Raw genomic sequence first — 12999 nt, 5'->3', positions numbered from 1 at the left:
GATGGGACACGTGGGACGGCCGAATCGACAAGCGCAACGACGCGAGGAGATCCTCGACGCTGCGATCGCACTGATCGAGCGCAGCGATCTGAACACCGTGCGGATCGCCGACGTGGCGGCTGAGCTCAATCTGACCCCCAATGCGGTGCGCTACTACTTCCGGGAGATGGACCAGCTGCTGTCGGCGCTCGCGCAACGCTCCGACCGCAAGTTCTACGACGACCGGCTCTCTGTGGTGGAGCGCACCGCGGACGCCCGCGATCAGATCGCATTCATGATCGCCGCCGGCCTGCCGACCGGACCGGAGGACGCCGAGTGGCGGGCGATCTGGCGGGCCGTACTGGCCGCCGGATTCGTACTCGACCAGCGTCGCGACATCCAGCACATCTATCACCGGCAGGTGGATCTCTACGTGCAGATACTCGAATCCGGCTCCGCCGGCGGTGTTTTCACACTCGCGTCTCCCGCCCGCGATATCGCCATGACACTCATGGCCATGGAGGACTATCTCGGGTACCGCATCGTGGCACGAGATCCGGACCTCGACCGCAGCACCGCCCTACGGCTGATGCGCGGCTATGCCGAACTGGCGACCGGGGCTCGGCTTCCGGTGATGGAGTGACCACCCGCGCCCCGGTCGCGGCTGCGCTGCTGGTGGTGATCGCCGCGGTCAGCCAGGAGGTGGGCGCGGCGTTCGCGGTGGGCCTCTTCGCCGCGGTCGGCACAGTGGGAGCGCTGTTCGCCCGGTTCGCGGTGGCCGGGGTCATCCTGTGCGCGGCGGTGCGCCCGACCGTTCGGGGCCTGACGCGGCAGGCCTGGGGTGCGGCGATCGCCCTGGCCGCGACGCTGGCCACGATGAATTTCTGCTTCTACCTGGCCATCGCGCGGATCCCACTCGGCATTGCGGTGACCATCGAAGCCCTGGGCCCACTGATTCTGTCGGTGCTGACCGGTAAGAGCAGGGCTGCCTGGCTGTGGGCGGTGCTGGCCCTCGCCGGCGTCGCATCGCTGGGCCTGCCGCACGGAGGCGGGGGGCATTTCGAGGCCACGGGATTCGCGTTCGCGGCCGCCGCAGGGGTGGCCTGGGCCGGCTACATCCTGGCGTCGGCACGTACCGCCGCGGAGTTCCGTCGCGTCGACGGCCTGTCACCGGTCACCGCGGCGCTCGCCGGGCTCGTGGTGCTCGGCCAACAGATCGGAGTTCTCGGGTACCTCGGTGTCACCCTGGTGACCGCGGCCGGCATCGGCGCGGTGCGTTCAGCGCACGCGGGGCCGGCAGAACCTCTCGGTTAACGACACGAACAGACGCACAGGTACCCACGCGATGAACATCTGAGGTACCCGCACGTCTGTTCGCCGGTTCAGTCGGCGTCCCCCGCCGCGCCGGTCGACCCGCTGCCGCTGCCGCGGGATCCCGTCGTCGCCTTCTTCTCAGGCTTGGCGAATGCCTTCTTGATCCCCTCGTCGACCTTCTTGACGGTCGACGAGATCTTTTCTCTCACATCGGAAGCCACCTTGGCGGACCGATCAGACCCGACCCGGTCGATCCCGCTCTTGCCCGGAACCGCGACGAGGCCATGCCGGACAACGGGTTTCACAGTTTCCTTGACGGTCTCGCCAGCCGGTTCCGGCGCGGCCGGTGTTTCGACGGCCTGCGATTTCGTGGCCGGTGTTGGCGCCGGCAGCGACAGCGTCACAGCATCCGTGACCGCCGTTGTGCCGGAAAGCTTCTCAGACGCGGTCACTGGCGGAGGCGGGTTCAGGATGTCGCGGATCCTGCCGCGGCTGCGGTCGAGGTGCACCCTCACTCCGCCGGCGATGCTGAGCACTGCGTCTGCGGTATTGGCGATGCCGTGCTGAACGGCGTTGATCGCCCGACCGGGATCACCTGCCGGAATCGCGTCTGCGATCTCATCGAGCGCGCCCGCTACTGCGTTCACCACGGTGAACACTCTCAACGCCTGCCCCATGGTGATCGACCAAGTTACCCCCATCGCCTCGCTCACCAATTGCCCCGCGACGACGAACTGTTGCCGCACATAGGCCGGGATAGCCGGCCACTGCGCGATCAGCTGAAAGACGGGCCCCGTGAAGACGGGGGTGAACTCGCCGACCGCGCCGGTGAAGTCACCCGCGGCAGCCCGTTGGGCCGCTTTGCCCATGGCGACCGGGAAATTGGCCGCCACGCTGAAGACCTGCTGGCCGACCACATTCGCAATCGCGCCCAGGTGTTGACCGTCGGCCAACGCCTTCCCGATCAACCCGTTGACGACCGGGAAGGGGTTGTCGACCTGCGCCTGAATGGCCTGCTGAACCAGGGTGTCCACCCGGGCGAAGACTGGGCTGAACACCGCGATCGGATCGTCGATCGCGGTGGCGCTGAGTTGCACTGCGCGCGTTTGGATGTCGGGCGGCGGGGCCGCCACCGGGGTAACAGCGATGACACCGGCGCCGACCAGCGCAACGCCGGCCGTCATATACGGCCGTAGAGCGAGTCTCACTCGTTCTCCTTCAGTTATACGAGGTTCCAGCGACAGCTGGCCGCGCGACCATAGCTGAGAATCCGCTGTGAAACATTCGCATTCTGCGAAGGTTCGAATTGTTGATCCGGCGCGCTCTACAGCGCAGACCTGGCGACGAATCGCCGGAACAACGGCCAGGCAATCGCGAGGTTGTAGGCCACTCCACCCACCAGATACGGCCACCAGGTGCCATGCGCGCTGGCGGCCCAGAACGCCTTGGCCGCCCAGTACGGCGGCAGCACTCCGAAAGCCAGGTTCCAAGGCGAGTCGATGAACCAGGGCAGGCACGGCAACCCCGCGATCAGCATGCCCAACGCGCGCAGCATCGCGATGCCCTGAATCTTGTTGCCCGCCAGCGTGACAATCAGGAGCTGTGTCACCACAGCCGACAGTCCGGCGACCAACCCGATCGGGACGAGGGCCCCCACCACCCCCGGCTCCAGGATTCCACTGAACGACAGTGTCGCGATCACATAGACCGTGGTGACCACCATGACTGTGCCCGCGCGATAGGCGAAGAACGTCGACATCGGCACCGGCGTCACGCGCAGTGCCGCCAGCGTGCCGGCGTCGACCTCGTCGAGCATCAGGAACGCGCCCAATCCCCCGGCGATGATGATGCTGGTCAGCAGGAGAAACGCGGTGAGCACCAGCGGGTAATACGGCACGAGGTCGAAGTCGTAACGCTGCGCCAGCATCTCGGTGACCTTAGGGGTCAGAAGAGCCACGCCACTGGTCCAGATCACGGGTGCGAACACCACCATCACCAGCAGCGGATCACGGTAGGTGCCACGAATATCGTTGCGGCCGAATGCAGCCAGCGCCCTGCCCGTGCCGGAATTCAGTATTGCAGTCACAGGACACCCGACCTCTCGACGACGTACCGTCCGAACAGCACGTGGGCCGCCCACCACAGAACGGCCAGTGACAGAACGGGATACAGCACCGAATAGATCAGCTGTCCGGTCGTCAATGCCACCTGGTCGAACGCCACGCCCAAGAGCAGCAGCGGGCCCTGGGTGGGCACGATGTACAACACCGGGTTGGGCCACAACCCCGAGTAGTAGATCAGTGGCGGCACCAGCATGACCGCGAGCGGGATGGTGGCGGCCAGAAACCAGTCGGTGACCGAGCCGAACGGTAGCGACGTGATGAACCCGACCAGCAGCATCAGCAGGGTGCCGAGCACGACCCCGAGGATCAGCGGCACCAGACGGTAGCTGAAGCCGTCGGCGATGGTCGATATCACGATCGCCACGAACAACGAGATAGCCAACAGGACACAGAGTTTGGCGCTCAAGTACTCCCAGAACCGCAACGGGGTGGAGATGATGGCGCCGAGCGTGCGCTCCTGCTTTTCGAAGAACACCGAGCCGCCGATGAAGAAGAAGCCGATGATCGCAATGTCACCGACGAGCACGTACGGTTCGGCGACCGGGCGCAGGTCACGCGGCATCGGCAGCAGCACCGCCAGCCAGATGAGACCGGAGAACACACCCGCGTGCAGGAACTTCTGCCGGGCCGCGATGGTCAGTTCCAGCCGGACCGCGGTGAGCAACCGGGTCATGACAGCCGCCGCCCGGTGACCTCGACGAAGACGTCGTTGAGACTGGCTTCGCGACTGTGGATCGTCTCGACGTGGTGATTACGCAGAATCGCATGGAATTCCGGATCGTCGGCCAGACCGTCCATCCCGTACTCGGAGGTGGCGAGCCCATCGGAGGTGCGGTACTGCAACCGGACGCGGCGCTGGCTACGCGCGATTTTGAGCTCGGCCGGCGTATCCAGCGCGACGATGGCGCCGTCGACGACGAAGGCCACCCGGTCGCACAGTTCGTCGGCTGTGGACATGTCGTGTGTGGTGAGGAAGATCGTGCGGCCACGCGCCTTCAGGTCCAGGATGATGTCTTTGACCTTGCGGGCGGTGACGGGATCGAGCCCCGAGGTGGGCTCGTCGAGGAACAGCAACTCGGGGTTGTTGATCAGCGACCGCGCGAACGTGAGCCGCATCTGCATTCCCTTGGAGTACTTGGCCACTCGCGTGTTGGCGGCGTCACCCAGACCGACCGCCTCCAGTAGCTCCATCGGATCGGCTGTCGGGCCCTCGTACAGCGAGCCGAAGAACCGGAGGTTCTCCAGGCCGGTGAGCTTGTGATAGTGGTTGGGAAGTTCGAAGGAGACGCCGACGCGCTGGTAGTAGTCCGGCCCCCAGTCCACGGGGTCGCGACCCCATACCGTGGCCTGGCCGCCATGCCCGCGCAGCAGGCCGATGAGAAGCTTCTGCGTCGTGGATTTCCCGGCTCCGCTCGGGCCGAGAAATCCGAAGATCTCCCCGTTTCCGACGGCGAAGTCCATTCCCCGCACCGCCGGTTCGGTGGACCGGGGATAGGTGAACGTCAAACCCCGAACGTCGATGACATCGGTCGCTGTGTGCATCAGTGCCCTTCCGCGCAGACGAAAATTACATCTCCGACCAGACTTCCCGGAACACCGCCCATGACTGTACTAAACTTTCAGAAATTATTGAAGGGTATTCCTGCCAAGGAGGATTCGTCGTGGCGAAAGCCGCAGATGCGCAGCAAGCAGCCGAGCAGCTCGCCCTGGTGCTCAGCAGCCACGGCATGCAGCGGATGCCCGCGCGCGTGCTCGCCACCCTGCTGTTCACCGAACTACCCAGCGTCACGATGGCCGAGTTGGCCGACACCCTGCAAGCCAGCGCCGGGTCGATTTCGAGTTCGCTCAAGATGCTGACGTCGGTCGGTCTGGCCGAGCGGGTTCCCGCGCCGGCCAGCCGGCGCGATCACTTCCGGTTACGTGACGACGCGTGGGCGGTTCTGTTCACCAGCCAGAACGAGACGATCGCGGCCATGCAAGCCGCCGCCGACGCCGGAATCACGGCCACCGACCGCAACGGCCCGGCTCACCGCCGACTGAGTCAGATGCGCGACTTCTACGCGTTTCTGATGGCCGAGATCCCCACGCTGCTGGATCGCTGGCAGCAACAGAACGGTCAGGGAAGCAAACCGACCTGACGGTAGACCGCCCGCAGATAGCGCCGCATCTCCTCGGTGTCGGGCGGGTCGGGTTGCAGCACGCGGTAGGTGATCGCACCGACCATCATGTCGATCGCCACGTCGAAATCGGCGTCGAGAGCGACAGTTCCGCACTCCTGCGCGCGCTCGAGTAGTCGGGCCGCGAGCCTTCGGCGCGGCAGGATATAGCGATCCCAGTACAGTCCCATCAACGCTGGATGGCTGACCGCAGAACCATAGATTCGGGCTACCAGCGCGCGGTAGTGCGGTGTGGTGGTGGTGACGGCCGCACTCTCGATTGCCGCTTCCACGAGCTCGTACGGCGAGGCTAGATCGATCGCCTCCGGTGAAGCCCAGCCCACCTCCTCGGCGATCAACGCCTCCATGGCCGCGGCAATCAGATCCTCCTTCGCCGACCACCGCCGATAAATGGTCGGCTTGCCGACGCCGGCACGCTTGGCGATCTGCTCGATACTGGACCCTTCGACCCCACGCTCGATGAACAGATCCAGCGCGGCCTGCAAGATTGCGCGATCAGCTCCCACGTCACGTGGCCGGCCCCGGCCGACCGGCGTGGTCATCGAACGGTTCCCGAGCCCAGAGCGGCGGCCAGCCAACGGTCGGGGCCCTCGACATCGCCGGGTCTTCCCCGCCACGCGAGGTGGCCGTCGGGCCGGATCAACATGACGTCTGAGCCGTCGTGGCGAAGGATGACGACGAAATCGCCGAGCCGCCTGACCGATTCGAGATCGACGGGCGCACCACCGGGGAGTAGCAGCACCCACCGACCGCCGAGCTCGCTGTGCAGTCGGGTTGCCGCGCCGTCCGGACGCGTGCAGTGCCGGTCGGCAATCGGATCTCCCGATCGCGGCTTGCCGCCACGCCCACCGAGTGGACCTTTGCGATAGCTCACCCACAGTTGTGAGGCGGTGAACGTAGTCCATCGCTGAACGAACGGCAGACCGAAGAGCCGAGTCGCCACGTGGTCGCGCAGGAAGCGGCCGACGGGATTGCTGGCCACGTTGACCCGGGTGACCGCGCTCGTCCCGCGCAGCACTTCGGTGGCCAGGGGCCTGCGTTCGGCCTCATACGTGTCGATCAGTGTGTCGGACGCCAGCTTTCGTGTCACCAGGGCGATTTTGAAGGCCAGGTTCTCGGCATCGCCGATACCGGTCAACATGCCCTGCCCGCCGAACGGCGCGTGGGCGTGCGCGGCGTCACCGGCGATGAGGATCCGCCCGTTGCGGTACTTGTCCGCCAACCGGCGGTGGACGGTGAACATCGACAGCCACTCGGCGTCGCCGACGGTGACGCTGCGTCCGGTCCGCAGCGGCACGACGTACTTGATGCGTTCGAGGATCTCGTTGTCGCTTGGCTTCCCGCCCGGGGTCGGGTCGTAGATGAACAAGCGCCAGAGGTTGTTCGAGCCACTCGCCGTGCCGTTGGAGGGCATCGGCATCGCGCCGAGGATTCCGTCGGGATGGATCCAGCCACTCGTGCCGCCGCGGTCCACATCCCAGTCCAGGTGCACATCGGCCAGCAGGAAGCGTTCGGAGAGCTTGACGCCGGGGAACGCGATGCCCGCCTGCTGCCTGGTCACGCTGGAGGTGCCGTCACATCCGACGATCCAGGGCGCGCGGATCTCCTCACCGTCACCGAGTTCGGCCACCGCGGTGTCACCGTCCTGGTGCACGCCGACGACCGCCCGACCCCATTCCGGCTCCACCCCGAGTTGCGCGAGCCGATCCCGCAGTGCTGCTTCGACCTTGGCTTGCGACACCACCATGGGCGGCGCGGCCGTCCGCATGCCGGGATCACCGAACTCGAGCGTCATCACCGGCCGGTCGCCGAGGTAGTTGGTGATGCGCATGGCCCGCAGCGACTCATCCGGCAGGCGTCCCAGTGCACCGATCCGGCCCAGCACTTCCGAGCCGCGGGCATGCAGGAAATTGGCGCGTGACGTCGTCGCCGGCCCTGGCGCGCGGTCGAGGACGCGCACCGAAAGGCCGTGCAGGCGTAGCGAACAGGCCAAGGTCAGGCCGGTCGGCCCGGCGCCCACCACGATGACTTCTGGATCGTTAGCAGTCATGCGGAATATATTAACGATACGGTGCCGTAAAGAAAAGGCTCATCCCCGAAAAGGGCCACCGCCGAAACCCTTGCCAAAGCCTCTGACCAATTACTAGGATATGCAAGTATCTCGGGTAAGCCCCGAGTTGCCACTACTGCGCACAATCCTGGACGGAACGCCATGACTACACAGATTCCCCACTTCATCAACGGCCGGCGCACCACCGCCGGGTCGACCCGTACCGCCGATGTGGTCAACCCCAGCACCGGCGAGGTGCAGGCAAAGGTGGCCCTCGCCTCCGCTGCCGACGTCGACACCGCCGTCGCCGGCGCCGTCGAGGCCCAGAAGGAATGGGCTGCCTACAACCCACAGCGCCGCGCCCGCATCCTGATGAAGTTCATCGAGCTGGTGAACCAGCACGCGAACGAGTTGGCCGAATTGCTCAGTCTGGAGCACGGCAAGACCGTCCCCGACTCTCTGGGCGACATCCAGCGCGGCCTGGAGGTCATCGAGTTCTCCGTCGGCATCCCCCACCTCCTCAAGGGCGAGTTCACCGAGGGCGCAGGCACCGGTATCGACGTGTACTCGATCCGCCAGCCCCTGGGCGTGGTCGCGGGCATCACCCCGTTCAACTTCCCGGCCATGATCCCGCTGTGGAAGGCCGGCCCCGCGCTGGCCTGCGGAAATGCGTTCGTCCTCAAGCCTTCCGAGCGTGACCCGTCGGTGCCGCTGCGGTTGGCCGAGCTGTTCATCGAGGCCGGCCTGCCCGCCGGCGTGTTCCAGGTGGTGCAGGGCGACAAGGAAGCCGTCGACGCAATCCTCGAGCACCCCGAGATCAAGGCCGTCGGCTTCGTCGGCAGCTCCGACATCGCGCAGTACATCTACTCGGGCGCGGCCGCGCACGGTAAGCGCGCCCAGTGCTTCGGCGGCGCCAAGAACCACATGATCGTGATGCCCGACGCCGATCTGGACCAGGCCGTCGACGCGCTGATCGGCGCCGGCTACGGCAGCGCCGGCGAGCGTTGTATGGCCATCAGTGTCGCGGTGCCGGTGGGTGAAGACACCGCGAACCGGCTGCGCGCCAGGCTCGTCGAGCGGGTCAACCAGCTGCGGGTCGGGCACAGCCTGGATCCCAAGGCCGATTACGGGCCGCTGGTCACCGGCGCGGCCCTCGAGCGGGTGCGCGACTACATCGGCCAGGGCGTCGACGCCGGAGCCGAGCTCGTGGTCGACGGTCGCGAACGGGCAAGCAACGAAATGACTTTCGGCGACGCGAGCCTCGAGAGCGGCTACTTCATCGGCCCCACGCTGTTCGACAACGTCACCACCGACATGTCGATCTACACCGATGAGATCTTCGGTCCGGTGCTGTGCATCGTCCGGGCACATGATTACGAGGAAGCGCTCAAGCTGCCGTCGGAGCACGAGTACGGCAACGGCGTGGCGATCTTCACCCGCGACGGCGATGCCGCGCGCGACTTCGTCTCACGTGTGCAGGTCGGCATGGTCGGCGTCAACGTGCCGATCCCGGTTCCGGTGGCCTACCACACCTTCGGCGGCTGGAAGCGCTCCGGTTTCGGCGATCTCAACCAGCACGGGCCGCATTCGATCCTGTTCTACACCAAGACCAAGACCGTCACGGAGCGGTGGCCGTCGGGCATCAAGGATGGCGCTGAGTTCGTCATCCCGACCATGAAGTAGCAGACCTGTGAACCTGAACGACCCGTACAGCCTGAGCGAGGACGACCGTGTCATCACCGACACGGCGGCCGCGTTCGCCGAGAAACGCATCGCACCATACGCGTTGGAATGGGACGAGACGCATCACTTCCCCACCGACGTGTTGCGGGAGGCGGCTGAACTCGGCATGGGCGCCATCTACTGCGGTGAGGACGCCGGTGGCAGCGGGCTGCGCCGACTGGATGCGGTGCGCATCTTCGAGCAGCTCGCCGCCGCTGATCCGACCCTGGCGGCGTTCCTGTCCATTCACAACATGTGCGCGTGGATGGTGGACAGCTTCGGCACCGAGGAGCAACGCAAGACCTGGGTGCCAAGGCTGGCCTCGATGGAATCCATCGCCAGCTATTGCCTGACCGAACCGGGTGCCGGTTCGGACGCGGCGGCATTGCGGACCAGGGCCGTGCGGGACGGCAACGATTACGTTCTCGACGGGGTCAAGCAGTTCATCTCGGGAGCCGGAAGTTCGGACGTATATGTGGTGATGGCCCGTACCGGCGCCGAGGGGCCGCGCGGCATCTCGGCGTTCGTCGTCGAGAAGGACGCACCGGGGCTGAGTTTCGGTGCGCAGGAACAGAAGATGGGCTGGAACGCACAGCCCACCGCCCAGGTGATCTTCGAGGGGGTTCGGGTTCCGGCCGAGGCCCTGCTCGGTGGCACCGAGGGCACCGGGTTCGGAATCGCCATGAACGGTCTGAACGGCGGGCGGATCAATATCGCCGCCTGCTCGCTGGGTGGTGCGCAGGCCGCCTATGGCAAGACACTGAGCTACCTGGCCGACCGCAAGGCCTTCGGCGGCGCCCTGCTCGACGAGCCGACCATCCGGTTCACTCTCGCCGACATGGCCACGGGCCTGGAGACGTCCCGAAACATGTTGTGGCGGGCGGCGTCTGCGCTGGATGCCAACCACCCCGACAAGGTGACGTTGTGCGCGATGGCCAAGCGGTATGTCACCGACACCTGCTATGAGGTGGCCGATCAGGCGCTGCAGTTGCACGGCGGTTACGGCTATCTGCGCGAGTACGGTCTGGAGAAAATCGTCCGGGATTTGCGGGTGCACCGCATCCTTGAGGGAACCAACGAAATCATGCGCGTGGTCATCGGGCGCGCTGAATCTGCCCGCGCCCGCGCGGCGGGATAGGAGACGTACGTGAGCACGATCGCGTTCTTGGGGCTGGGCAACATGGGCGGGCCGATGGCCGCCAACCTGGTCACGGCCGGGCATACCGTGCGCGGCTTCGACCCGGTGCCCGCCGCGCAGGAGGCGGCAAAAGTCAACGGCGTCAACGTGTTCGGCACCGGCACCGAAGCGGTCACCGGCGCCGACGTGGTGATCACCATGCTGCCCAACGGCGCCCTGGTGAAGAGCTGTTACGCCGAGGTACTGCCCGCCGCCGCTGAGGGGGCCCTGTTCATCGACAGCTCGACGATCTCGGTCGACGATGCCCGTGAGGTCAACAAGGTCGCCCTCGAGCACGGCTTCGCCCAGCTCGACGCCCCGGTGTCCGGCGGCGTCAAGGGCGCGGTGGCCGGCACGCTGGCCTTCATGGTCGGCGGTTCCGATGAAGCTGTCGAGGCTGCCCGGCCGGCGCTGGAACCCATGGCGGGCAAGATCATCCATTGCGGTGCCAGTGGCGCCGGGCAGGCCGCCAAGGTGTGCAACAACATGGTGCTGGCGGTGCAGCAGATCGCCGTCGGCGAGGCATTCGTCCTGGCCGAGAAGCTGGGCCTCGACAAACAGGCGCTGTTCGACGTGATCACCGGGGCGACCGGCAATTGCTGGGCTGTGCAGGTGAATTGCCCGGTGCCGGGACCGGTTCCGACGTCCCCGGCCAACAATGACTTCAAACCGGGGTTCGCCACGGCGCTGATGAACAAGGATCTCGGCCTGGCGATGGCTGCGGTGGAGTCCACCGGGTCATCGGCCCCGCTGGGCACACATGCAGCCGAGATCTACACGAAATTCGCGGCCGACCACGCCGACAAGGATTTCAGCGCGGTCATCGAGACGCTCCGCGGCTGAGCTACGCGGCTGACGGGCTGCGCTGCGCCCACCACTGAGTGTGCAGGCGCTGACATGCCGGCAGACGCAGTGCATCGGGGCCGGCGAAGTCGGGCCGGACCGCGACCGCACCGGGTGGAACCACACCGGCGTCGGGGGCGACCAACACGCCGGCCATCCCGGCTGCGTTGGCAGCACGCAGGCCCGTGGCCGAGCCCACCATGGCCAGCGCATCATGACCCGCCACGCCCAGCTCGGCCAAGGCGTGCCGGTACAGCTCCGCGCCGGGTGCGCTCACGTCATCGTTGGTGACGACGGTTTCCACCAGGCCGTCCCCGACCAGCTGACGCACCAGAGGTTCGGCCCAGCGCCGACGACCCGCCGCGACCACCCCGACCGGCAGGCCGGCCAGGAACGCGTCGTTCACCAGATCCTCCAGACCCGGCCGCGGCGTCAGGCCGGCGTCGAGGATCATCTCGTCGAACATCATGTCCTTGGTCATGCAGATCTCGTCGGCGAGCACTTCGGTGAGCACATCGCAGTCGGGCCCCACGCACCGCTTGCGCAGCTCCGCGGTGACCCGCTGGTGCTCGTCGTGCAGCGCGAGCAGCTGCTGGTACCGCGCAACGCCCCATTCGATGGGCAGACCGTGCGCGGCGAAGGCGGCGTTGAAGACCACGCGATGCCCGTCGACGTCGAGATCCGACAGCGCATCGAGGTCCAGGATCACCGCACGCAGCGGATGGGCGCTCACCTCAGGCTGCGAACAGTCCCACCAGAACCGCCCGGCCCGCCATGACTTCTCTTGTGTTGACGACACCCCATGAGAGTGGCCCACGTCACATCGGTCGCGCGTCCCCCCTACGGGGGATTAAGCGAGTTGATGTTTATCTGCTCCAGCCCTCGCCACCCGGTGCCACCTCTAGGGTGATGCCATGGCGCCCTCCAATCCAGTGCGCCTTGTGCTGGTCGACGACCACGAAATGGTCATCGAGGGTCTCAAGGCCATGCTTGCTGCGTTCAACGACCGGGTCGAGGTGGTCGGCCAGGCCGTCGGCGCCGAGCGGGCGCTGAGCGTCATCGAGACATTGGACCCCGACATCGTGCTGTGCGACGTGCGCATGGAGGGCTCCAGCGGGCTGGATCTGTGCCGGGTGCTGCGCGAACGCGAACCGGACCGCAAGGTGGTCATGCTGTCGGTCTACGACGATGAGCAATACCTGTTCCAGGCGCTGCGGGTGGGTGCGTCGGGGTACCTGCTCAAGAGCATCAGCAGCGACGAGCTGGTACGTCAGCTCGAATTCGCCCACAGCGGGCAGACCGCGATCGATCCTGGGATGGCGGCACGAGCGGCCGGTACCGCGGCCCGCCTGCAACGCGACGAGTTCTGGCCCGGTGTCCGGCAGGGTCTGACCCAGCGCGAGAGCGAGATCTTGTCCTTCGTCGTGGCGGGCCTGTCCAACCGCGGGATCGCCAACAAGCTGGTGATCGGCGAGGAGACCGTGAAGACCCACCTGCGCTCCATCTACCGCAAGCTCGGGGTCAGTGATCGGGCTGGCGCGGTGGCCACCGCACTACGGGAGGGCATCTACCAGTGAGCGCCAAGCCTGAGAAGCCGGGCCGCGACTTGACCTC

Annotated in this window: 14 protein-coding genes; 7 read left to right on the top strand and 7 right to left on the bottom strand. The window is 66.4% G+C overall.

Going from position 1 to position 12999, the window contains the following annotated elements; all coding sequences use genetic code 11:
- Position 1 precedes the first annotated feature (1 nt).
- On the top strand, positions 2-622 hold the full coding sequence (locus ACZYZF_RS10515; protein ID WP_463835597.1) for a TetR/AcrR family transcriptional regulator: 621 nt from the start codon (positions 2-4) through the stop codon (positions 620-622).
- A complete protein-coding gene (locus ACZYZF_RS10510) occupies positions 619-1293 on the top strand; it encodes a DMT family transporter (RefSeq protein ID WP_463835596.1) in 675 nt (224 codons plus the stop codon). Before ACZYZF_RS10515 ends, ACZYZF_RS10510 begins: the two co-directional genes overlap by 4 nt.
- Positions 1294-1361: 68 nt before the next feature.
- Here the strand turns inward: ACZYZF_RS10510 and ACZYZF_RS10505 are convergent, their stop codons facing one another.
- The 4 genes from ACZYZF_RS10505 to ACZYZF_RS10490 all read right to left on the bottom strand — a co-directional run bounded on the left by ACZYZF_RS10505 (position 1362) and on the right by ACZYZF_RS10490 (position 4958).
- On the bottom strand, positions 1362-2501 hold the full coding sequence (locus tag ACZYZF_RS10505) for a hypothetical protein (protein ID WP_463835594.1): 1140 nt from the start codon (positions 2499-2501) through the stop codon (positions 1362-1364).
- Positions 2502-2617: 116 nt separating this feature from the next.
- Positions 2618-3379 carry an ABC transporter permease gene (locus ACZYZF_RS10500; RefSeq protein ID WP_463835593.1) on the bottom strand — a complete coding sequence of 254 codons (762 nt, stop codon included), beginning with the start codon at positions 3377-3379 and terminating at the stop codon, positions 2618-2620.
- Complete coding sequence (locus tag ACZYZF_RS10495; RefSeq protein ID WP_463744952.1) at positions 3376-4089, bottom strand: fluoroquinolone export ABC transporter permease subunit; 714 nt, start codon at positions 4087-4089, stop codon at positions 3376-3378. The genes ACZYZF_RS10500 and ACZYZF_RS10495 overlap by 4 nt, the downstream gene beginning before the upstream one ends.
- Complete coding sequence (locus ACZYZF_RS10490) at positions 4086-4958, bottom strand: ABC transporter ATP-binding protein (RefSeq protein WP_463744953.1); 873 nt, start codon at positions 4956-4958, stop codon at positions 4086-4088. The genes ACZYZF_RS10495 and ACZYZF_RS10490 overlap by 4 nt, the downstream gene beginning before the upstream one ends.
- Positions 4959-5143: 185 nt before the next feature.
- Here ACZYZF_RS10490 and ACZYZF_RS10485 point away from each other — a divergent pair, with 185 nt between their 5' ends.
- Positions 5144-5554 (top strand): GbsR/MarR family transcriptional regulator, encoded by a 411-nt coding sequence (locus tag ACZYZF_RS10485; protein ID WP_463745299.1) that lies wholly within the window; start codon positions 5144-5146, stop codon positions 5552-5554.
- On the opposite strand, the gene ACZYZF_RS10480 is transcribed toward ACZYZF_RS10485, so the two are convergent.
- Positions 5533-6135, bottom strand: coding sequence for a TetR/AcrR family transcriptional regulator (locus tag ACZYZF_RS10480; RefSeq protein ID WP_463835592.1), 603 nt, complete (start codon positions 6133-6135; stop codon positions 5533-5535). The genes ACZYZF_RS10485 and ACZYZF_RS10480 overlap by 22 nt on opposite strands.
- Positions 6132-7643, bottom strand: a complete 1512-nt coding sequence (locus ACZYZF_RS10475; protein ID WP_463744955.1) for an FAD-dependent oxidoreductase — start codon at positions 7641-7643, stop codon at positions 6132-6134. Before ACZYZF_RS10475 ends, ACZYZF_RS10480 begins: the two co-directional genes overlap by 4 nt.
- A gap of 162 nt (positions 7644-7805) precedes the next feature.
- On the opposite strand from ACZYZF_RS10475, the gene ACZYZF_RS10470 reads away from it, so the two are divergent.
- The 3 genes from ACZYZF_RS10470 to mmsB are packed head-to-tail and all read left to right on the top strand — an operon-like array spanning position 7806 to position 11385.
- The gene (locus ACZYZF_RS10470) at positions 7806-9326 is read left to right on the top strand and encodes a CoA-acylating methylmalonate-semialdehyde dehydrogenase (protein WP_463835590.1); all 1521 of its coding nucleotides are present in this window, start codon (positions 7806-7808) and stop codon (positions 9324-9326) included.
- A 31-nt stretch (positions 9327-9357) separates the two neighbouring features.
- Positions 9358-10503, top strand: coding sequence for an acyl-CoA dehydrogenase family protein (locus ACZYZF_RS10465; RefSeq protein WP_463745300.1), 1146 nt, complete (start codon positions 9358-9360; stop codon positions 10501-10503).
- Between the two features lie 9 nt (positions 10504-10512).
- Positions 10513-11385, top strand: a complete 873-nt coding sequence (gene mmsB / locus ACZYZF_RS10460) for a 3-hydroxyisobutyrate dehydrogenase (RefSeq protein WP_463835588.1) — start codon at positions 10513-10515, stop codon at positions 11383-11385.
- 1 nt (position 11386) lies between these two features.
- Here the strand turns inward: mmsB and ACZYZF_RS10455 are convergent, their stop codons facing one another.
- The gene (locus ACZYZF_RS10455; protein ID WP_463835586.1) at positions 11387-12184 is read right to left on the bottom strand and encodes an HAD family hydrolase; all 798 of its coding nucleotides are present in this window, start codon (positions 12182-12184) and stop codon (positions 11387-11389) included.
- A gap of 115 nt (positions 12185-12299) precedes the next feature.
- Between ACZYZF_RS10455 and ACZYZF_RS10450 the strand changes: the two genes are divergently transcribed.
- Positions 12300-12962 (top strand): response regulator, encoded by a 663-nt coding sequence (locus ACZYZF_RS10450; protein ID WP_463744959.1) that lies wholly within the window; start codon positions 12300-12302, stop codon positions 12960-12962.
- Positions 12963-12999: the final 37 nt, after the last annotated feature.

This window comes from Mycobacterium sp. IDUB_24, from assembly GCF_055419385.1.
Note: the sequence above shows the minus strand (reverse complement) of the source record. Positions and strands in the feature narration are given on the sequence as shown.